The organism is Streptomyces sp. PH9007, assembly GCF_059813725.1.
Map to the genome: position 1 here is coordinate 1,629,802 of NZ_CM187440.1, position 20,218 is coordinate 1,650,019.

The window sequence follows — 20,218 nt, forward strand, 5'->3', positions numbered from 1 at the left end:
GCGGCCGTCACGGGCGGGCTGGGGTCCGGCCGGGACGTCAGGGGGCGGTGTGCCCGGGCAACGGCATGAGCCGGTCCTCGCCCGGGGCCACCTCGAAGCCGATCCCGTCCAGATGGCCGTCGGCCAGCTGCACCCGCACCGGCTCCTCCTCCCACGGCGGCACGCTCACCCACAGCTGGCCCGGTTTCATCCGCACCTGGATGCCGCCGTCGCTGTGGTAGCGCATCGAGAAGCCGTACTCCGACAGTTCCGGCAGCGGCGCCGGGTCCATACACAGCACGCCGTCGCGGGTCTCCAGGCCGGTCAGCCCGCGCTGCAGCAGATCGAGGGTGCCGGCCATGGCGCCCAGATGGATGCCCTCGGCGGTCGTGCCGCCCTGGATGTCGGCGACGTCGCTGGCCAGCGCCTCCTGCAACTGCCCCCAGGCGTCCCGGTGCCGCGCGCGGGCCAGCACCCAGGCGTGCACGAGGCCGCTGAGCGTGGAGCCGTGGCTGGTACGGGCCAGGTAGTAGTCGACGGTCCGCCGCCAGGTCGCCTCGTCCAGGTCGTAGCCGAGCCGGCCGAAGAGCCTGCCCAGCTCGCCGGGGGTGAACAGGTAGCCGAGCATGAGCACATCGGCCTGCTTGGACGCCTGGTAGCGGTTGACGCTGTCGCCGTCCGCCTCCAGGATGCGGTCGAGTCGGCGGATGTCACCGTGGCGTTCGCGCAGTTCGGCCCAGTCCAGCTCGGCCAGCTCGCCGTACCCCTCGAACTGGCTCACCACGCCCCGGTGGAAGGGCACGTACAGCCGCCGGGAGATGTCGTCCCACATCTCGGGCTCGCCTGGGCGCATGTCGACGCGGTCGTAGAGGTTCTCCCGGCGGGAGGCTGGCAGTTCACGTGTGAGTTCCAGCGCCCGCGCCAGCACCCACGCGGCGGTGACGTTGGTGTAGGCGTTGTCGTCGAGGCCGGGCCGGTCCGCGTCCGGGTACCCCTCGTGGTACTCGTCGGGGCCCACCACCCCCAGGATGCGGTAGCGGCCCATGCTCGCGTCGAAGACGGCCGAGTCCGCCCAGAAGCGGGCGATCTGCACCAGCATCTCGGCGCCCTTGGTGTGCAGGAACTCGGTGTCGCCGCTGGCCTGTCCGTACCGCCACACGTTGTACGCGATGGCCGAGCCGACATGGTGCTGGAGCCGGGAGTGGTCGGGCAGCCAGCGTCCCGAACGCGGGTTCAGATGCACCTCGGGTGTCTCCTCGCGGCCGTCGCTGCCGCTCTGCCACGGGTAGCGGGCCCCGTCCCGGCCGATCGCGCGGGCGGCGTGCACCGCCTGCGGCAGCCGCCGGTAGCGGTACATCAGCAGCGCCCGGGACACCTCGGGGAAGTGCAGGTTCAGGTAGGGCAGCACGAACAGTTCGTCCCAGAAGACGTGCCCGCGGTACGCCTCACCGTGCAGCCCGCGCGCCGGGACGCCCACGTCCAGGTCGGCGGTGTGCGGGGAGAGCGTCTGGAGCACGTGGAACAGGTGCAGCCGCAGGATGTGCCCGGCCTCGCCGGGCGCCTCGACATCGGCACGCCGCCACAACCGGCCCCAGGCCGCGGCGTGCGAACCGAGCAGCTCGGCGAAGTCCCCGGCCCTGCCGACGCGTTCGACGGCCGCCTCCAGCGGGCCGCTGATCGCCCGGTCGCGGGAGGTGTGCAGGGCGACGGTCTTCTCGACGGTGACCGGTGTGCCGGGGGCCAGCGGGACGGTGAGCCGCTGGGCGGCGCGGCGGCCCGCCAGCTTGTCGGTGACGCCGATCCGTTCGGGCGGCGCCCCGCTCACGCAGCGGGTGCGGGCGGCGAGCGCGACGTGGATGGCGGAGCGGGTGGTGCGGCAGTGCAGCCACACCGTGTCGGGCTCCTCCGCCACCGCGCCGGTCCTGACCTTGGTGAGGTGGGCGCTGGCCAGGTCGCGATAGCGCTGGACCCCGGTGTTGGCGACGGTGCCGTCGATGGCGGAGTCGATCTCGATGGTGCCGGACCAGTCCTCGGCGGTGAAGGTGGTGCGCAGCGCCGCCAGATGCGGGTCGCCCATGTGCACGAGGCGGCTCTGTTCGACGCCCAGGTGCCGGCCGTGCGCGTCGCGGAAGCGCAGCGCCCGGTTGAGGGTGCCCTGCCGCAGGTCGAGCCACTGCCGGTAGAACAGCAGGCCGTCGCGTTCGCGGTCGGGGGAGAACCAGCGGCCGGCGGGGCCGTCGTCCGGGCGGACGCGGAAGCGCAGCGGCAGCCAGTTGGGGAGGTTGACGACGTCCTCGTTCTCCACGTCGCGGCCCGCGACGTGGGAGGTGAGCCGGTTGTAGCAGCCGGCCGCGTACGTGCCCGGGTAGTGGGCCGCGCCCGCGGTGACCTCGGGGGCGGCGCCGCGGGTGGCGAAGTAGCCGTTGCCCAGGGTGCACAGGGCTTCCCGCAGTCGTTCGGCGCGCGGGTCGTAGCCCTCGTACGCCCAGATCCACTCGTCGGTCAGCCGGCCCAGCTCGATGGTGGTCGCCATGGGCTCACCTCCCCTCGGGGGTCAGCAGTTCGCCGAGGTCGCCCACCACGAGGTCGGCGCCGTGCTCGCGCAGTTCGCCCGCGCTGGTCGCGGTGGCGGCCCGGTCCACGCCGATGACGAGGGAGAACTCACCGCGCCGGCCCGCCTCGACCCCGGCCAGGGCGTCCTCGACGACGGCGGAGGAGTCCGGCGGGACGCCCAGGCGGCGGGCGCCCTCCAGGAAGAGCGCGGGGTCGGGCTTGCCGCGCAGCGCCAGGTGCGCGGCGTCGTTGCCGTCGACGACGGTCTGGAAGAGGGTGCGGACGCCGGTGTGCGCGAGCAGGTCGCGGGCGTGCCGGGAGGAGGAGACGGCGGCGCAGGGGACGCGTTCCTCGTACAGGGCGTGCAGCAGGCGTACGGTGCCGGGCCAGGCGTCCACCGAGCCGTCGCCGAGGCGGCGCATGAACTCCTCCTCCTTGCGGGCGGCGACGGCGCAGACACTGGCCGTGCCGGGTTGGTCCTCGGGGTCGCCGAAGGGCAGCCCGATGCCGCGCTGGGTGAGGAAGGAAGCGGCGCCGTCCAGCCGGGACTTGCCGTCGACGTACCGCCGGTAGTCCTCGGTGGCGTCGAACGGTGCCTGGCCGTGCTCGCGCAGCACCGGGTCGAAGGCGGCCTTCCAGGCGGTGGCGTGTGCGGGGGCGGAGTCGGTGATGACCCCGTCGGTGTCGAAGACGACGGCCCGGCACGCTTCCAGCTCCGGAACGGTGATGGCACTCATGCTTTCCATGGGAACCCCTGTTCGCCTGGTCGGCAACGGCAGCCGGGTCACCGGGCCTGGATCTCGCTCCCGGAGACGCGTTCCGGCCGGATGCGCACCCACAGCTGGCGGTCGCTGCCGGCCCACGATTCCGTGTGCGCGGCCTCGTCCAGCTGCCGGCGGGTCTCCTCGTCGGTGACCAGGGAGGCGCGGCCGACGATGAGTACGCTCCAGGCCTCACTGCGTGCCTCGTCGATGTGATCGACCTCGAAGGCGACCTCGTGTCCGGCGGCGGAGGCGACGGGAGAGTCGGGGGAGGTGCGCAGCACGACGCTGTCGCCGACGATGGAGTAGTTGACGGGGTAGATTCCCGGTCCTTGCTCGCTGTCGACGCCGATGCGGCCGACCCCGTACTGGGGCATGCGGGCTCGTGACGCCGTGGCGTCGAGGGCCACCAGTTTGGCCTCGCGGTTGGCGTGGCCGCCGCCGGAGGACAGGTCGGAGCCGGTGAGGTCGGCGACGGTGGTGTCCAGGGCCCGGGCGACCCGGGTCAGTGAGCTGACGCTGGGCGAGGCCGGGTGCTCCTCCAGGTACGCCAGGTACTCGGGGGCGACCCCGGCCCGGTGGGCGACGTCCTCACGGCTGAGTCCGAGCCGTTCGCGCAGCAGGACGACCCGGCGGCCGATGTCACTGCGGTGCTGCGACGACCGGGACGGCTGGGACGGGCGCGGGTGCCGGTGCCGTGGTCTTGCCATGCGCGACCACCTCCCTCACCCCTCCAGCATCGCGCCGGGGTGCGGGGACCGCTCGTCGATCACGCGGTGACGGGGCGGGCGGCGGGACCACGGGGCAGGCGGCCGGGGCGCCGGGGCTCAGAACTCGTCGTACGGCTCCCCGTCGGCGTTGATCAGGAGGTGGCCGGGGCTGGTCCTGGCCATGGCGTCCCGCAGCCCGGCCAGCAGGGCGACCCGGTCGGGGCGGCCGAGCCCCAGGGCGCGGGCGGCGGACTGGCCGCCGCCCGGGGCGAACTCGGGAACCTCGGCCAGTTCCTCGTCGAGTTCGGCGAGCACCTCGGCGACGGGACGGGCCCGGCCGCCCGCGCTCAGGTGGAGGTACTCCTTCCAGAACGGCACCCCGGTCATCAGCTCCAGGGCGGCGCGCAGCGAGTCGGCGATCAGCGCGCACTCGCCCTCGGAGGAGGCGTAGAGCACGGCGGTGCCATCGACCAGGAAGTAGCTGCCGCCGGCGCCGCAGCCGGCGACGGGCACGAGGGTGGCGCCCGACCGCAGGGACAGCCCTGGCTCCACCGGGTCCAGACGGGTCACGTCGAAATCGCAGGGCCACTCGAAGTACCGGAACAGCTCGGGCCGTTCGGCTATCTTCGCCAGCAGCTCGGGGTCGCTCATGGGGCGAACGCTACGCCAGTCCGCCCGCCTCGGGGATGCCCTTCGCCCGACAGCCGGCCGTGCGGAGGACGGCCGAAGCCTGGCAGGTACGGGGCAGGCGGCCCCGTCAGCCGGTGCGGACCTCGGTGACGGTGACGGCGAACACCGGGTGGTCGGGGGCGGCGCGGCGCAGTTCCTCGGTGGTCGAGTCGGGACCGACGCCGTTGAAGAAGGCGCCTGTCTCGGCCTTCCAGCGCTTGAGGTAGGCGCGAAGCACCTCCGGCTTGTCGTCGTCGGCGACCTCGGTGGCGGTGAACACCTCCACCTTCTTGCCGAGGCGCAGTTCGCCGCCGCCGACCACCCGCATGTTGCGGGTCCACTGGACGTGCCCGCGCGGGGCCACCAGGTACAGCTGCCCGTCGTACCGGAGCGGGTTGACGGGGGTACGGCGCCACTCGCCGCTCGTGCGGCCGCGCACGGCGAGCACGCGGGAGCCACGGACGCTGATGCCACGCCGCGTGAGCCACGCCATCAGGGGGTTGAACACCTTGTTGGTGAGCCACCCGGGCTGCTTGACGTGGACGGTCCGCTCGGGCCGCTGCTCGCTCATGGCACTTCCCCTTCTCGCTTCGAGAGCACTGCTCTCACTTGAGAGCAATAGTTGCACTATCACCGCACACAAGCAAGAGCACTGCTCTCGAAACAGTGGCAGAATGTTCGTATGACAGCGATCAGAGGAGCCAGGGAACGCGCCCGGCGCGAAGTGACGGCCGCCATCAAGAACGAGGCCCGGGCGCAGCTGGCCGCCGAGGGGGCCGCCAAGCTCTCCCTGCGCGCCGTGGCCCGCGAGCTGGGCATGGCCTCTTCCGCCCTCTACCGCTACTTCCCCAGCCGCGACGACCTGCTGACCGCGCTCATCATCGACGCGTACGACATGGTCGGCGAGGCCGCCGAGGGAGCCCTGGCCGCCGCTCCGCCGTCCCGCCCCCCGCTGGAGCGCTGGCTGGCCGTCTGCCACGCCGTACGGGAGTGGGCGCTCGACCACCCGCACGAGTACGCGCTCATCTACGGCTCGCCCATCCCCGGCTACGCCGCCCCCGCGTCCACCGTCGGACCGGCGTCCCGGGTCGCCCTCGCCCTGATCACCGTCATCGCCGACACCCACGCGCGCGGCGACCTGGCGCCGCCGGCGGGCGGCCACCCCGGCGAGATGGTCACCGCCGATCTCGCCCGGATGATCCCCGCCGATGCCGCCCCCGCCCTCGTCGAGGCGTGGAACGCCCTCTTCGGGCTGATCAGCTTCGAACTCTTCGGCCACTTCCACGGCGTGGTGCGCGACCCCGGCGAGTTCCTCACCCACACCATGACCGCGCGGGCCGGGGACGTGGGCCTCCCCGGGGCCGGGCCGGACAAGCCCTGAGTCCCGCCCCGGCGGCCACCGGCCGACGGCCCTGGGGCCACCGGCCGGCGCCGTTCTGCGGAAAGGGTCCGGCTCAGGCGGTTCCCGCCGTGCAGGCGGTGCCGTTCAGACTCACCACCGGGGCCGAGTAGACCGCCCCGCTGTTGGTCTGGAAGCCGAAGCTCAACGTTCCTCCGGCCGGCACCGTGGCGTTGTGGGCCACGTTGCGCGCGGTCACCGTCGTCCCCGACTGGGTGAGCTGGGTGTTCCACGAACTGGTCACCGACTCGCCCGCCGGGAGGCTGAACGTCGCCGTCCAGCCGTTCAGCGCCTGCCGGGCGGTCACCCGCACATCCACCACGGACCCGGCGTTCCACCGGTTGGCCACCTGGTAGGCGGCCGTGCAGTCCGCGCCCGGCCCTGGCCCGGGATCGCCGCCGCCCGGCGTGCCGCCGAACGCCGTCAGGATCCCGTTGTAGGCCGGCTTCGGCTGGTAGTTGTCGTCGTAGGGCAGCGCCGCGCCCTCCCCCGGGAAAGTGCCCGGCACCCACGAGTCACGGTCGCTGAAGCCCCACACCGTGACGCCCGAGCAGCGCGAGACGTTCAGGCACGCCTGCACCACCTGGGCGAACTGCTGGGCCTGCCGCTGGAGTTTGGCCGCGTCGGACGGCATCTGCATGCGGATGTCCAGTTCGGTGACCACCACCTCCACGCCCAGATCCGCGAACCGCTGCAGGTTGGCCTGGTAGTCGCTGGGCAGCTGGTCCAGGATGAGGTGCGACTGGAAACCGACCCCGTCGATGGGCACGCCCTGAGCACGCAGATCACGCACCAGGTTGTACATGCCGTTGCTCTTCGCGTTGATGCCGTCGGTGTTGTAGTCGTTGATGAACAGCTTCGCGTTCGGGTCGGCCGCCCGCGCCGCCCGGAACGCGTTGGCGATGTAGTCGCGCCCCAGCACCTGGTACCACTTGGAGTTGCGCAGCGAACCGTCCTCGTTGAACGCCTCGTTCACCACGTCCCAGCGGTTGATCTGGCCGCTGTAGCGGCCCATCACCGTGGAGATGTGGGTGTTCATGATCTGGTTCATCTCGGTGGCGCTGAAGTTGCCGTTCTGGAGCCAGCCCGGCATCTGGCTGTGCCACACCAGGGTGTGCCCGTACACCTGCTGGCTGTTGGCCTGCGCGAACTGCATGAGCCGGTCCGGGGCCGCCCAGTTGAACGTTCCGCGCTGCGGCTGGATGGCGTCCCACTTCATGGCGTTCTCGGCGGTGACGCTGCTGAACTCGCGCGCCGCGATCCCGTTGTACGTGGCGTCGCTGAGCCGGTGGTCGGCGATCGCCGTTCCGATGAATTTGCCGCTTGTTGACGCGGCTTCGCGTAAGGTCGCCAACTGAGCCGATGGCGCTTCTTCCACCGACGTCTGAGATGCCTGCGCGCCGCCGTGCAACGCCGCACCGGAGAGCAGGACTCCGGCGGCGATGACGACCGCGGCTCTGCGCATCAGGGGAAACATGGCCGTCCCTTCCCTTGTCATGCCCCCGCAGGCTGACGGGACCGTTGTAAGGGGGACCATGGTGGACGTCAACCCTTCCGGAATAATGTTGAAAAACTTCCGGCGGGAGTCGGACGTCGTCAGAAAGCAGGGGAACATGGCGGTGCAGCGCGGGAACAAGGACCAGGGCGACGGACGGCGGAAGGTCACCATCACCGCCATCGCCCGCGAGGCCGGCGTCTCGGTGCCCACCGTCTCCCGGGTGGTCAACGGCCGCTCCGACGTGGCGCCCGACACCAGGGCCCGGGTGGAGGATCTGCTGCGGCAGTACGGCTACCGCCGCCGCACCGTGGCCCCCGGTGACCGGGCGGCGCTGCTCGACCTGGTCTTCAACGACCTCGACAGCCCCTGGGCGGTGGAGATCATCCGGGGAGTGGAGGAGGTCGCCCACGCCTCGGGGGTGGGCACGGTGGTCTCCGCCATCCACGACCGGGCCGGCGCCGCCCGCCAGTGGATGAAGAACCTGCGGGCCCGCGCCTCGGACGGGGTGATCCTGGTGACCAGCGCACTGGAGCCCGTCCTGCACAAGGAGTTGCACCGGCTCGGCGTCCCGCTGGTGGTGATCGACCCGGCCGGCTCCCCCGCCCTGGACGCCCCGACGATCGGCGCCACCAACTGGGCGGGCGGCATGGCCGCCACCGGACACCTGCTGGAACTCGGCCACCGACGCATCGGGTTCATAGCCGGCCCGCCGCGCCTGCTGTGCAGCCGGGCCAGGCTCGACGGCTACCGGTCCGCGCTGGAGGACGCCGGGGTGCCGGTGGACGACGAACTCATCGTCCCCGGCGACTTCTACCACGAGTCGGGGTTCACCGGCTGCGAGACGCTGATGGCCCTGCCCGAGCCGCCGACGGCGGTGTTCGCGGCGAGTGACCAGATGGCCCTCGGCGCGATCGAGGCGCTGCGCCGCAAGGGCCTGCGGGTTCCGCAGGACGTGAGCGTGGTGGGCTTCGACGACCTCCCCGAGATGCGCTGGTCGGCGCCGCCGCTGACCACGGTGCGGCAACCGCTCGCCGAGATGGGCAAGATGGCGGCCAGGACCGTGCTGCGCCAGGCACAGGGCGGCGAGATCGACGCCCCGCGCCTGGAACTGGCCACGGAACTGGTGGTCCGCGCCAGCACGGCCCCGCCGGCGACACGCTCGGCGGACTAGCCGCCGGCCGCGGCGGCGGTGCGGCGCGCCGGTGCCCGCCGGCCACCACCGCGCCGGCCGAGGGCGGGCGAGCCGCGCGGCGCCCCGGACGCCCGCAAGGCCCGAACACACCGCCGGTGGCCCGGCCGTTCGCCGGGACGGAGTCCGGACGCGGCGGCCGGACACCGGCGTTCGGCTCCGGCCCGAGGCGAACGGTGAGACCACCGCGTCCGTCTGGACCCCCTTCGCCGGTCATCGCTGGTCGACATCGGCGGCACCCTCGGGCGTACCGTTCCGGCGACCGGTCACCTCGCTCCCGTCCCGGTGGGCGGGCTGATCCAGCGCTGAGCCTGCCCCGGCGTCCGCGCGGCCCACCGGGCCGCCGCTCACGCCACGGCCTCTCCACGGCCGGGCCGCCGACGCGGCCTGACGTTCACTCACCACGCCGCTTTCCGCCGCCCCGCGCCGTGCCGCCGCACGGGGCCACCCCCGCGGGGCCGGCCCGGCGGAAAGCAGGCGTGTGCAAACCGTTGACGCCAACCTCCCGTCGCCGTAACTTTCTTCGGCACCTGGTCCGATAATTTTCGGCGATTTTCCGGAAGGTGTGCGATGCGTATACGTACCCTGCGTGCCCTCGCGGCCACGGCAGCGTGCGCCGTTGCCGCGACCGCCCTGGCGGCCTGTGGCAGCAGTGGGCCCAACCGCGGCGACGGCGACAGCCTGTCCGTGTGGGTCTACCAGGACGGCTCGACGGTCATCCAGGAAGAGTTCGTCGAGAAGTTCAACGAGACCTCCGACATCAAGCTCGATCTGGTCCAGATCCCGGGTGACAACTACACGGACCGGATGCGCACCGCCATGGGCAGCCCCAACGCGCCCGACATCTTCTTCAACTGGGGCGGCGGCAGCATCAGCGACTTCGTCGCCGAGGACATGCTGATCGACCTCACCCCGATCCTCGACGAGGACCCGGAGTTCAAGGACGCCTTCATCCCCTCCATCCTGGACTCGGGCTCCGTGGACGGCCGTTACTACGGCATCCCGATGCGCGGCGTGCAACCGGTGATCCTCTTCTACAACAAGACCGCCTTCGCCGAGGCCGGCGTCGAACCGCCCGCCACCTGGGACGATCTCCTCCACGTCATCGATGTCTTCATCGACCGCGACACCGTCCCGGCCGTCGTCGCCGGCGCCGACCCGTGGACCGAGCTGATGTGGCTGGAGTACCTGCTCGACCGGCGCGGCGGCGCCGAGATCTTCGAGCGGATCCGCAACGGCGACGCGACCGGCTGGGACGACCCGGCCGTGCAGTGGATGGCCGAGGCCGTCAAGGAACTGGTGGACGCCGGCACCTTCGGCAACAACTTCCGCTCGGTCAACTACACCGCCGACGGCGCCTCCACCTTCTTCGCCCAGGGCGGCGGCGTCATGCACCTCATGGGCAGCTGGGAGTACGCCAACCAGCTCTCCCAGCAGCCCGAGTTCGCCGCCCAGGATCTGGGCTTCGCCGCCTTCCCCACCGTCCCGGACGGCACCGGCGACCCGCGCGCCGTCGTCGGCAACCCCACCAACTACTGGTCGGTCAGCTCCAGCGTGGAGGGCGAGCGCCTGGACGCCGCCCTGGAGTTCCTGAGGATGTCCGCGAGCGACGAGTACGCCCAGGCCCTCATCGACAACGGCGACATCCCCACCACCTCCGGCGCCGAGAGCCTGCTGGACTCGCACGCCAACCCGGAGTTCGCCCGCTTCCAGTACGACATGGTCGCCGAGGCCCCGTCCTTCACGCTCTCGTGGGACCAGGCGCTGCCCGCCGGGGACGCGCCCGCCCTGCACGACAACATCGAGAAGCTGTTCGGCGGCCAGATCAGCCCCGACGCGTTCGTCGCCGCGATGCGGGACCTGTAGGCGGGCACCCCGACGTGACCACCTCCTCCCCGCGCCGCACCGGCCGCCCAGGCATCGCCTGGGCGGTTCCGGGCCTGCTGTTCTTCGTCTTCTTCGCCGCCGCGCCCATGCTCATCGTCGGCTATCTGTCCTTCACCGACTGGGACGGCCTGTCCGACCCGTCCTGGAGCGGCACCGACAACTGGACCCGGCTGTGGAACGACGACGCCATGCGCCAGGCCATCGGCCTGAGCCTGCTGCTCACCCTCCTCACCTGGCTGTTCCAGACCCCGATCGCGCTGCTCCTGGGCGTGTGGGCGGCCGGCCGGCAGCGCAACCGCGCCGTGCTGTCCGCGATCTTCTTCCTGCCGCTGCTGGCGTCCTCCGTCGCGCTCGCCCTGCTCTGGAAGACGATCTTCGACCCGAATCTGGGCCTCAACGCCCAGATCGCCGAGTGGTTCAATCTCTCCTCGGCCGACCTGCTGGGCTCCCCGCGCGGCGCGTTCGCCGCCGTCCTGTTCGTCACCGCCTGGCAGTTCATCCCGCTGCACACGCTCATCTACCAGGGCGGGGCCCGTCAGATCCCGCAATCCCTGTACGACGCGGCGTCCATCGACGGCGCCGGCACCGTACGCCAGTTCTTCGCCATCACGGTCCCCCAGCTGCGCAACACCATCGTCACCTCCACCGTGCTCATGGTGGTGGGCGCGCTCACCTACTTCGACACCATCCTGATCCTCACCCGCGGCGGCCCCGGTGACGCGACGACGATCGTGCCGTTCCTGATGTACCGCACCGGCTTCCAGGCGTTCGACCTCGGCTACGCGAGCGCCGTGGCCACCGCCCTGGTCATCACCGCCACCGCCGTCTCGCTGCTCCTGGTGCGGCTGACCGGCTTCAGCAAGATGCGCAGCACCCGGGAGGGGATATGAGCGGCACCGGCGACACGAGGAGCACCAGCCGCAGGCCGGCGGCCTGGCGCCGCGCCAACCTCCCGGCCGGGGCGGCAGCCGTCCTGTGGCTGGTGATCGTGGCCGTCCCGCTGTACATCCTGGTGGCCTCCACCGTGCAGAGCCGGGGCACCTACCTGGAGAACGGCCCGCTCTCGCTGCCCACCGAGTTCACCCTGGACAGCTACCGCCGGGTCCTGGAGGGCGACTTCCCGCGTTATCTCCTCAACACCCTGATCGTCACCGTCTCCTGCGCCGCCCTCGTCATCGTGCTGGCGGTGACCGTGGCCTACAGCGTCATCAGGACCCGCTCGCGGACCTCCCGGCGGATCTTCCAGCTGTTCCTGCTGGGCCTGGCGATCCCCTCCCAGGCGGTGATCATCCCCGTCTATCTGATGATCACCGAACTCCAGCTGTACGACACGCTGCTGGCGATCATCCTGCCCACCGCCGCCTTCTCGCTCCCGGTGAGCGTGCTGATCCTGGTCGGTTCGATGCGCGACATCGAGGAGGAGCAGTACGAGTCGATGGCGCTGGACGGCGCGAGCCCGGCCCGGGTGCTGTGGCAGCTCGTGGTGCCGATGACCCGCGGCGGCATCTCCACCGTCGGCGTGTTCTCCGCGCTCGGCGCCTGGAACGGGTTCATGTTCCCGCTGATCCTCACCCAGTCGAGGGAGAACCGGGTGCTCACGCTCGGACTGTACGACTACATCGGCGAGTTCCGGGTGGACATCCCCGCCCTGCTGGCCGCCGTGGTGCTGTCCATCGTGCCGATCTTCACCGCCTATCTTTTCGCCCGCCGCCAGTTGATCAACGGCCTGATGGGCGTCGGCGGTCGCTGACCCCCGCGCGCAACCCTCCCCCCGTAAAGGAGCCCAGACCCTCATGGAGCACCAGCAGTGGCAGGACCCGTCCCGTCCGGCCGCCGAACGCGCCGCCGATCTCCTGGCCCGGCTGACCCTGGAGGAGAAGCTGGCCCAGCTGAGCAGCATCTGGCCCGGCTCGGACGGCGACGGTGAAGACGTGGCCCCGCTCCAGGGCTCGCTGACCGAGCCCGAGCTGGACCTGAACGCCCTGCTGCCGCACGGCCTGGGCCAGGTGACCCGGCCCTTCGGCACCAACCCGGTGGACCCGGCCGACCGGGCCCGGACGCTGGCGGACGACCAGCGCAAGATCGTCGCGGCCAACCGGCACGGCATTCCGGCGCTCGCGCACGAGGAGTGCCTGACCGGGTTCACCGCCTGGCAGGCGACCGTGCTGCCCACCCCGCTGGCCTGGGGCGCCACCTTCCACCCCGAACTGGTGGAGGAGACGGCCCGGCTGATCGGCGACTCGCTGCGCTCGGTGGGCATCCACCAGGGGCTCTCGCCGGTGCTGGACGTGGTGCGCGACCCGCGCTGGGGCCGCACCGAGGAGACCATCGGCGAGGACCCGTACCTGGTGTCCACCATCGCCACCGGGTACGTGCGCGGCCTGGAGTCGGCCGGCGTCGTCGCCACCCTCAAGCACTTCGCCGGGTACGCGGCCTCGCGCGGCGCCCGCAACCACGCCCCGGTGTCGATGGGCCCGCGCGAGCTGGCCGATGTGGTGCTGCCGCCGTTCGAGATGGCGCTGCGCGAGGGGGGCGCCCGCTCGGTGATGGCGACGTACGTCGACCTCGACGGGGTGCCGGCCCACGGCGACGCCTGGCTGCTGACCCGGCTGCTGCGCGAGGAGTGGGGCTTCACCGGCACGGTGGTCTCGGACTACTTCGGCGTGACCTTCCTGGAGACCACGCACGGGGTGGCCGGCTCCCCGGCCGAGGCGGCCGCCCTGGCCCTGACGGCGGGTGTGGACGTGGAACTGCCCGCGGTACGGGCGTTCGGCCTGCCGCTGCTGAAGGCCGTACGGTCCGGGGAGGTCGAGGAGGCCCTGGTGGACCGGGCGGCGCTGCGGGTGCTGACGCAGAAGGCCGAACTGGGGCTGCTGGACCCCGGCTGGTCCCCGGAACCGCCCGCCCTGGCCGCCGGTTCCGGCACGGTGGACCTCGATCCGCCGCAGCTGCGCGCCGCCGCCCGGCGACTGGCCGAGGAGTCCGTCGTCCTGCTGGCCAACCCGCGCGGGGTGCTGCCGCTGGCGCCGACCGCCCGGATCGCGGTGACCGGCCCGTTCGCGGACGAGGTGGCGGCCATGCTCGGCTGCTACAGCTTCCCGCGCCATGTCGGCGTCGAACACCCCGAGCTGCCGCTGGGGGTTGAGGTACCCACCCTGCTGGAGTCGCTGCGCGCCGAACTGCCGGACGCGGTGATCACCACGGAGGGGACGGCCGGCGCCGAGGTGGTCGTGGTCGCGGTCGGCGACCGCTCGGGGCTGTTCGGACGCGGCACCTCGGGCGAGGGCTGCGACGCCGCTGATCTGGAACTGCCCGACGGGCAGGGCGCGTTGCTGGACAAACTGCTGGCGGCCGAGGACGGCCCGCCGGTGGTCCTGGTGCTGTGCGCGGGGCGGCCGTACGCGCTGGGCCGCTGGGCGGACCGGCTGGCCGCGATCGTGCAGACGTTCTTCCCCGGAGAGGAAGGCGGCCCGGCGCTGGCCGGGGTGCTGTCCGGCCGGGTCAACCCCTCGGGACGGCTGCCGGTCGGCGTGCCCGCGCACCCCGGGGGCCAGCCCTGGACGTACCTCGCCCCGCCGCTCGGGCTGCTGGGCGACGCCAGCAACATCGACCCCACCCCGCTGTACCCCTTCGGGTACGGGCTGTCGTACACCTCCTTCGCGTGGGACGCACCGACGCTGTCCACCCGCACGACGGACACCGGCGGCGGCGCGGACGTGGAGATCACCGTCACCAATACGGGTGATCTGGCGGGCACCGAGGTGGTGCAGCTGTATCTGCACGATCCGGTCGCCGCGGTCGTCCGTCCCGTCAACCGGCTGATCGGCTTCGCCCGGGTGGAGCTGGCGGCCGGTGCCACCGCGCGGGTGCGGTTCGCCTTCCACGCCGACCTGGCGGCGTACACCGTGGCCCCGGGCCGCCGCGTCACCGATCCCGGCGACCTCGAACTGCGGCTCGCCGCCTCCAGCGGCGACATCCGGCACCGGCTGCCGCTCACCCTCACCGGGCCCGAACGCGTCCTCGGGTACGACCGGCGGCTGCGCTGCCCCGCGGAGGTGATCGCGGGCTGAGACGCTGGCCCGGCGGTGCCGTACGGTCCTACGCTTGGCCATATGGGCTGGACGGTACGGGACATCCCGGATCTCAAGGGCCGCACCATCGTGGTGACCGGCGCCAACAGCGGGCTGGGCTACGTCACCGCCCGTGAGCTGGCGCGGCGCGGCGCGCACGTCGTGCTCGCCTGCCGGGACCGGCGGCGCGGCGCCCAGGCGCTGGAGCGGCTGCTGGGGCAGGTGCCCGAGGCGCGGGCGGAACTGCGGCTGCTGGATCTGGGCGATCTGTCGTCGGTACGGGCGTTCGCCGCCGGGTTCGCGGATCAGCCGCTGGATGTGCTGATCAACAACGCGGGGCTGATGGCTGTGCCGTACGCGACGACCACGGACGGCTTCGAGACGCAGTTCGGGGTGAACCACCTGGGGCATTTCGCGCTCACCGGACTGCTGCTCGACCAGCTGCTGGCGACGCCGGGCGCGCGGGTGGTGACGGTCTCCAGCCTGCTGCATCTGACCGGCCCCGGGGTGCTGAGCGAGGAGCGCCACTACCGGCGCTGGCGCGCGTACGGCCGCTCGAAGACGGCGAATCTGCTGTTCACCCACGAACTGGCGCGCCGGATCGAGGCGTCGGGCGCCGACCTGCTGGCCGCCGCCGTGCATCCGGGGTACGCGGAGACCGAGTTGCACACCAAGGGGCCGCGGCTGGCGGGCAGCGGCACGGGTCGGCGCATCGCGCGCATCGGCAACCGGCTGTTCGCCACCGACCCGGAGGTGGGCGCCACCCCGACGCTGTACGCGGCGACCGCCCCCGACGTGAGCGCCGACTCGTTCACCGGGCCGAGCGTGATGGGCGTACGGCGGCTGCGCGGCGGCCCCGGCGCCGGCTGGCGCGCGCCGTGGACCCGGCGCGACCGGCTGGCCGAGCGCCTGTGGGAACGCTCGGAGGAACTGACGGGCGTCCACTACGACGCCCTGCCGCCGGTGCGGAGCACCACTCCCCCGGACTGAGCGCGGCGAGGAGTCCGCCCCCTGTGGCCCCGCCGGGCCGCGAGCCTGCTACGTTTCCGCGTCGCCCTCCGCCACGGTCACCGGCGGAAAGCCGTTCAGCAGCCGGGACACCCGGGCGTCCTCCGCCGTCAGGAACCGTCCGAAGTCCTCGCCCGTGAGGTAGGAGTCCGTCCACCCGTTGTCCCGCAGCGCCCGCCGCCACTGCGGGGTGGCGTGCAGCGCGTCCAGGACCGCCGTCGTCCCGGCCAGGTCCCGCTCGCTCAGACCGGGCGGGGCCAGCAGCCCGCGCCAGTTGGTGACCGCCAGATCGAAACCGCTCTCCCGCAGCGTGGGCGCGTCGAGCCCGGCCAGCGGCTGCTCGCCGGTCACCGCGAGCACCCGCAGCTCCCCGGCGGCGATCGCGTGCCGGTACTCGCTGATCCCGCTCATGATGAAGTCCACACTGTGGCTGAGCAGCGCCGCCAGCAGCCCGCCGCCGCCGTCGTACACGGCCGACCGCACGTCATCGGGCGCGATCCCGGCCGCCTCGGCGGTCAGCATGAGCGCCAGGTGGTCGGGGCCGCCGGGGCGCGAGCCGATGCCGGCCCGCAGGGCACCGTCCCGCCAGGCGGACACGAGCGCGGCCAGCGTCCGGTACGGCGAGTCCGGCGCGACGATCACCGCCTCGGCCTCGTCCACCAGCCGCGCCACCGGCGTCGCGTCCGCGATCCGGGTCGGGTTGCGTTCCGCGTGGGTGTTGACGCTGCCCACCAGGCCCAGGCCCATCTGGAGCAGCAGCCGGTCGTTGCCCGCCTCGTGGACGAGCCGGGTCAGCGCGACGGTGCCCGAGCCGCCCGTCAGGTTGAAGACCTCCACCGCCTCCACCAGCCCGGCGTCGCTCAGGGTGACGGCCAGGGTGCGGGCGGTGTAGTCATAGCCGCCGCCCGGGATGTTGGGCACCATGAGCCGCAGTTCGTGGTGCGGCACGGGGCCGCTCGCGGCGCAGCCGGCCGCCCCCACCGCCCCCAGCAGCAGGCCGCCGAGCGTGCCCGCGCCGCCCGCGAGCAGCGTCCTTCGCGTGGTGCTCACCGCCCGCCCTTCCGCCCGTCGCCATTGAGGTACCTAGGATGCAACACCAGCGCATGTCCGAAGAAGGGAGGCGGAGCCAGTGATATCGGTACGCGCCCGGCTGCCCCGCCTCACCCTCGCCGGACAGTTCCTGGTGCTGCAGCTGGGGCTGATCGTGGTGGTCCTCGGCGTCATCGCCGCGGTCACCGTCGCGCAGGCGGACGCCGAGTTCCGGCGGGCGGAGGGCGGCCGGCTGCTGAGCGTCGCCGAGACCGTCGCCGCCCAGGACGCGGTCCGGGTCGGCCTCTCCGACCCGCACCGCGAGGGCATCCTCCAGACGGCCGCCGAGAACGCCCGCAGCGTCTCCAGCGCCTCCACGGTGGAGATCACCGGCACCGACCGGACCGTGCTCACCGCCGCCGACCCGCGCCGGATCGGCACCGAACTGCCGCTGGGCGGATCACAGGTGCTCAGCGGCCGGTCCTGGATCGGCATCACCACCGCGGACGGCCACACCTCCCTGGTGGCGCACGTACCCGTCTTCGGCGAGGACGGGCGGCTGCTGGGCATCGTCTCGGCCGGCCGCGACTACCAGAGCCTGACCGAGCGCATCGCCGCCGCCGCCCCGCAGATGCTGGCCTACCTCGGCATCGCCAGCGCGCTCGGCGCGCTCGGCTCCTACCTGCTGGCCCGCCGCATCAAGCGGCAGACCCTCGGCATGGAGCCGGAGGCCATCACCGCGCTCGCCGAGCACCGCGAGGCCATGCTGCACGGCATCAAGGAGGGCGTGCTCGGCCTGGACCGGCAGGGCAGGGTCACCCTGGTCAACGACACGGCCCGGGACCTGCTGCGGCTGCCGGGCGACGCCCCCGGGCGTACCCTCGCCGACCTCGGTGTCGAGCCCCGGCTGCACGACGTGCTGACCGGCCGGTCCCCCGGGCACGACCAGGTAGTGTTCACTGCCGACCGGGTGCTGACCCTCAACCGGATGCCGCTGATCACCCGGGGCCAGTCCGCCGGGTCCGTGACCACCATGCGCGATCTGACCGAAATAGCCGCCCTCCAGCACCAGCTGGAGACCACCCGCAGCGCCACCGACACCCTGCGGGCCCAGGCGCACGAGTTCTCCAACCATCTGCACGTCATCGCCGGGCTCGTCGAACTGCGCGAGTACCCGGAGGTGGCCCGCTACGTCCGGGGGGTGAGCGGGGCGCACACCGAACGGGCCGCCGAGGTCATCTCGAAGATCGCCGACCCGTCGCTGGCCGCGCTGCTCATCGCCAAGGCGTCGCTCGCCGCCGAACAGGGCGCCGCCCTGCGGGTGACCGCCGACAGCGCGCTCGGCCCGGTCCCCGAGACTCTCGCCTCCGACCTGGTCACGGTCGTCGGCAACCTCGTGGACAACGCCCTGGACGCGGTGCGCGGCGCGGGCCGCGCCGGATGGGTGGAGATCGCCCTCACCGAGACGGAAGCGGAGGTCAGGCTCACGGTCACCGACTCGGGGCCCGGGGTGGCCCCCGAACTCGCCGAGGAGATCTTCCGGCACGGCTTCACCACCAAGGCCACCGCCGCCGACGCCACCCGCGGTCTGGGCCTGGCCATCACCCGCCTGGTGTGCACCCGGCGCGGCGGGGCGGTCACCGTCGACGGGGCCGCGTTCACCGCCAGGCTGCCGCGCGACGCCGACCGCGAAGGAGCGGCCTCCTCATGATCAACGTGCTGGTCGTCGACGACGACTTCATGGTGGCCCGGCTGCACAGCAAGCTGGTGGAGCGGGTCCCCGGCTTCACGGTCGTCGGGGAGGCCCGTACCGGCGCCGAGGCGCTCGCGCTGGTCGCCGCGCTGCGCCCCGATCTCGTCCTGCTGGACATCTACCTGCCCGACATGAGCGGTCTCGAGGTGCTGCGCGACCTGCGCGCCGACGAGGACTCGGACGTGGACGTGCTGGTCATCACCGCCGCCCGGGAGGCCGAGACGGTACGCGGCGCGCTGCGCGGCGGGGCGGTGCACTACATCATCAAACCGTTCGACCCGCCGGTGCTGGCCGAACGGCTGCGGGACTACGCGCGGCGGGCGCAGGAGCTGGCGGCCATCGCCGTACCCGGACAGGACGACGTGGACCGGGTGTTCGGCGCCGGGGCCTCCCGTACCCCGCCCCGGCTGCCCAAGGGGCTCTCCGAACAGACGGCCCAGCTCATCCGGGACACCCTCGCCGCGCTGGACCCCGCGCAGGATCTGTCGGCGGCGGAGTGCGCCGTCCGCAGCGGTCTGTCACGGGTGAGCGCGCGCCGCTACCTCGAATACTTCGTCTCCACCCGGCAGGTGGGGGTGCGGCTGCGGTACGGGGCGACCGGCCGCCCCGAACGGCGCTACCACTGGTCGGCGCCCAGCGCGTGAGTGGGCAGCACTTCGGTGCCGAGCGGGGTGAGGGTGTGCAGCACCTCGTTGCCGCGCCGCACCGACATCACCAGCCCCGCCTCGCGCAGGACGCCGGCGTGCTCACTGGCGGACGCGGCGGATATCCCGGCGCGCCGGGCGAGATCGCCGGTCGTGGCGCCGTGCCCGACGCAGCGCAGCACCCGGGCGCGGGTGGCGCCGATCAGCCGCCCCAGCGCGGCGCTGCCGGGCAGGATCGTCGCGGTGTGCTGGATCGGGTACACCAGCACCGGGTTGGGGCCGTCGTCGTAGAACGTCACCGGGTGGCGCCAGCAGAAGAAGGACGGGATGAGCAGCAACCCACGTCCTTCGAGGCGCAGTTCGCGCGGAACGGGGTAGTCCGCCTCCAGGACGGGTGACTCCCAGCGCAGCACGGGACGCAGCCCGTGCAGCAGCCCCTCGATGCCGCCGGAGGTCAGATGCCGGATCCGCAGGGCGCGGTCGGCGTCCACCTGGGTCTGGACGGCGGACCAGATACCGGGCGGGGCGATCGCGGACCGGTAGTAACGGTCGAGGTCACCGGCGACCTTGTCGAGCGTCTCCCGCTCTCCGTCGGCCAGTTCCCGTACCCAGCCAGGCAGCGCGACGGCGGACTCGGCGTCGAGGGTGAGCATCTCGGCCCGCAACTGCCGCCGGGGCGTGGAGCGCAGCAGGTCGACCCGCTCCTCCCAGTCGGGGCCGGCGGTGACCGGGGTCAGGAAGTCCGGGAAGTAACCGCCGAGGGGAATGAGTGCCCGCAGGGTGTGCGGCAGTGCCCGTAAGCGCCCCCGCACCTGCCCTCGCCACCGCCCGTACGAGGCCGGTCCGCGCCGGTCCCGGAAACGGAGCGAGCTGAGGACGGTCTCCCACATCGGATCCGGCCGGTCCGCCAGGCGTATCCGGGCCAGGTCCTCCCCCGTGACATGGATGCGCAGCAACGAGCACCTCCCAGGCGTGTGACCTTGGTTTTTCAGCGTACGCCGAAATGATTGGCCGCACCGGTGCTCCGTCCACCAAGGTAGGGGTGCTCGGCGCCTCGGGGGACGGGGGG

17 protein-coding genes are annotated in these 20,218 nt (G+C 72.7%); 9 read left to right on the top strand and 8 right to left on the bottom strand.

What is annotated here, in order from left to right:
* Positions 1-37: 37 nt before the first annotated feature.
* The 5 genes from ACTFAP_RS07385 to ACTFAP_RS07405 form a co-directional block, all read right to left on the bottom strand.
* Positions 38-2,512 carry a glycoside hydrolase family 65 protein gene (locus ACTFAP_RS07385; RefSeq protein ID WP_500468546.1) on the bottom strand — a complete coding sequence of 825 codons (2,475 nt, stop codon included), beginning with the start codon at positions 2,510-2,512 and terminating at the stop codon, positions 38-40.
* Positions 2,513-2,516: 4 nt separating this feature from the next.
* Positions 2,517-3,269, bottom strand: coding sequence for an HAD family hydrolase (locus tag ACTFAP_RS07390; protein ID WP_390116466.1), 753 nt, complete (start codon positions 3,267-3,269; stop codon positions 2,517-2,519).
* Positions 3,270-3,316: 47 nt separating this feature from the next.
* A complete protein-coding gene (locus ACTFAP_RS07395; protein WP_400009620.1) occupies positions 3,317-4,003 on the bottom strand; it encodes a helix-turn-helix domain-containing protein in 687 nt (228 codons plus the stop codon).
* A 117-nt stretch (positions 4,004-4,120) separates the two neighbouring features.
* Positions 4,121-4,654 (bottom strand): hypothetical protein, encoded by a 534-nt coding sequence (locus tag ACTFAP_RS07400; RefSeq protein WP_500468547.1) that lies wholly within the window; start codon positions 4,652-4,654, stop codon positions 4,121-4,123.
* A 106-nt stretch (positions 4,655-4,760) separates the two neighbouring features.
* Complete coding sequence (locus tag ACTFAP_RS07405) at positions 4,761-5,243, bottom strand: nitroreductase/quinone reductase family protein (RefSeq protein ID WP_495683928.1); 483 nt, start codon at positions 5,241-5,243, stop codon at positions 4,761-4,763.
* 111 nt (positions 5,244-5,354) lie between these two features.
* On the opposite strand from ACTFAP_RS07405, the gene ACTFAP_RS07410 reads away from it, so the two are divergent.
* The gene (locus ACTFAP_RS07410; RefSeq protein WP_400009623.1) at positions 5,355-6,053 is read left to right on the top strand and encodes a TetR/AcrR family transcriptional regulator; all 699 of its coding nucleotides are present in this window, start codon (positions 5,355-5,357) and stop codon (positions 6,051-6,053) included.
* A 73-nt stretch (positions 6,054-6,126) separates the two neighbouring features.
* Here ACTFAP_RS07410 and ACTFAP_RS07415 read toward each other — a convergent pair whose 3' ends face one another.
* Complete coding sequence (locus ACTFAP_RS07415) at positions 6,127-7,536, bottom strand: glycoside hydrolase family 10 protein (RefSeq protein WP_500468548.1); 1,410 nt, start codon at positions 7,534-7,536, stop codon at positions 6,127-6,129.
* A 148-nt stretch (positions 7,537-7,684) separates the two neighbouring features.
* Between ACTFAP_RS07415 and ACTFAP_RS07420 the strand changes: the two genes are divergently transcribed.
* From ACTFAP_RS07420 to ACTFAP_RS07445, 6 genes are all read left to right on the top strand, one after another.
* The gene (locus ACTFAP_RS07420; protein ID WP_495683931.1) at positions 7,685-8,740 is read left to right on the top strand and encodes a substrate-binding domain-containing protein; all 1,056 of its coding nucleotides are present in this window, start codon (positions 7,685-7,687) and stop codon (positions 8,738-8,740) included.
* 588 nt (positions 8,741-9,328) lie between these two features.
* A complete protein-coding gene (locus ACTFAP_RS07425; protein ID WP_500468549.1) occupies positions 9,329-10,624 on the top strand; it encodes an extracellular solute-binding protein in 1,296 nt (431 codons plus the stop codon).
* Between the two features lie 14 nt (positions 10,625-10,638).
* A complete protein-coding gene (locus tag ACTFAP_RS07430) occupies positions 10,639-11,535 on the top strand; it encodes a carbohydrate ABC transporter permease (protein ID WP_390116448.1) in 897 nt (298 codons plus the stop codon).
* The gene (locus tag ACTFAP_RS07435; RefSeq protein ID WP_390116446.1) at positions 11,532-12,395 is read left to right on the top strand and encodes a carbohydrate ABC transporter permease; all 864 of its coding nucleotides are present in this window, start codon (positions 11,532-11,534) and stop codon (positions 12,393-12,395) included. The genes ACTFAP_RS07430 and ACTFAP_RS07435 overlap by 4 nt, the downstream gene beginning before the upstream one ends.
* Before the next feature lie 43 nt (positions 12,396-12,438).
* Positions 12,439-14,715 carry a beta-xylosidase/alpha-l-arabinosidase gene (locus ACTFAP_RS07440; RefSeq protein ID WP_500468550.1) on the top strand — a complete coding sequence of 759 codons (2,277 nt, stop codon included), beginning with the start codon at positions 12,439-12,441 and terminating at the stop codon, positions 14,713-14,715.
* Between the two features lie 42 nt (positions 14,716-14,757).
* Positions 14,758-15,705: an oxidoreductase gene (locus tag ACTFAP_RS07445; RefSeq protein WP_500468551.1), complete on the top strand. Its 948-nt coding sequence runs from the start codon at positions 14,758-14,760 to the stop codon at positions 15,703-15,705.
* Between the two features lie 48 nt (positions 15,706-15,753).
* Here the strand turns inward: ACTFAP_RS07445 and ACTFAP_RS07450 are convergent, their stop codons facing one another.
* A complete protein-coding gene (locus tag ACTFAP_RS07450; RefSeq protein ID WP_500468552.1) occupies positions 15,754-16,773 on the bottom strand; it encodes a Bug family tripartite tricarboxylate transporter substrate binding protein in 1,020 nt (339 codons plus the stop codon).
* A gap of 79 nt (positions 16,774-16,852) precedes the next feature.
* On the opposite strand from ACTFAP_RS07450, the gene ACTFAP_RS07455 reads away from it, so the two are divergent.
* The gene (locus ACTFAP_RS07455) at positions 16,853-18,463 is read left to right on the top strand and encodes a sensor histidine kinase (protein WP_500468553.1); all 1,611 of its coding nucleotides are present in this window, start codon (positions 16,853-16,855) and stop codon (positions 18,461-18,463) included.
* Complete coding sequence (locus ACTFAP_RS07460; RefSeq protein ID WP_453856597.1) at positions 18,460-19,149, top strand: response regulator; 690 nt, start codon at positions 18,460-18,462, stop codon at positions 19,147-19,149. The genes ACTFAP_RS07455 and ACTFAP_RS07460 overlap by 4 nt, the downstream gene beginning before the upstream one ends.
* Here the strand turns inward: ACTFAP_RS07460 and ACTFAP_RS07465 are convergent.
* The gene (locus ACTFAP_RS07465; RefSeq protein WP_495683938.1) at positions 19,122-20,105 is read right to left on the bottom strand and encodes a helix-turn-helix domain-containing protein; all 984 of its coding nucleotides are present in this window, start codon (positions 20,103-20,105) and stop codon (positions 19,122-19,124) included. The two genes, ACTFAP_RS07460 and ACTFAP_RS07465, sit on opposite strands and share 28 nt — an antisense overlap.
* Positions 20,106-20,218 lie beyond the last annotated feature (113 nt).

Coding starts and splice junctions, on each gene's coding strand:
- ACTFAP_RS07385 (WP_500468546.1), bottom strand. CDS start 2,512: ATGGCGACCACCATCGAGCTGGGCCGGCTGACCGACGAGTGGATCTGG.
- ACTFAP_RS07390 (WP_390116466.1), bottom strand. CDS start 3,269: ATGAGTGCCATCACCGTTCCGGAGCTGGAAGCGTGCCGGGCCGTCGTC.
- ACTFAP_RS07395 (WP_400009620.1), bottom strand. CDS start 4,003: ATGGCAAGACCACGGCACCGGCACCCGCGCCCGTCCCAGCCGTCCCGG.
- ACTFAP_RS07400 (WP_500468547.1), bottom strand. CDS start 4,654: ATGAGCGACCCCGAGCTGCTGGCGAAGATAGCCGAACGGCCCGAGCTG.
- ACTFAP_RS07405 (WP_495683928.1), bottom strand. CDS start 5,243: ATGAGCGAGCAGCGGCCCGAGCGGACCGTCCACGTCAAGCAGCCCGGG.
- ACTFAP_RS07410 (WP_400009623.1), top strand. CDS start 5,355: ATGACAGCGATCAGAGGAGCCAGGGAACGCGCCCGGCGCGAAGTGACG.
- ACTFAP_RS07415 (WP_500468548.1), bottom strand. CDS start 7,536: ATGCGCAGAGCCGCGGTCGTCATCGCCGCCGGAGTCCTGCTCTCCGGT.
- ACTFAP_RS07420 (WP_495683931.1), top strand. CDS start 7,685: ATGGCGGTGCAGCGCGGGAACAAGGACCAGGGCGACGGACGGCGGAAG.
- ACTFAP_RS07425 (WP_500468549.1), top strand. CDS start 9,329: ATGCGTATACGTACCCTGCGTGCCCTCGCGGCCACGGCAGCGTGCGCC.
- ACTFAP_RS07435 (WP_390116446.1), top strand. CDS start 11,532: ATGAGCGGCACCGGCGACACGAGGAGCACCAGCCGCAGGCCGGCGGCC.
- ACTFAP_RS07440 (WP_500468550.1), top strand. CDS start 12,439: ATGGAGCACCAGCAGTGGCAGGACCCGTCCCGTCCGGCCGCCGAACGC.
- ACTFAP_RS07445 (WP_500468551.1), top strand. CDS start 14,758: ATGGGCTGGACGGTACGGGACATCCCGGATCTCAAGGGCCGCACCATC.
- ACTFAP_RS07460 (WP_453856597.1), top strand. CDS start 18,460: ATGATCAACGTGCTGGTCGTCGACGACGACTTCATGGTGGCCCGGCTG.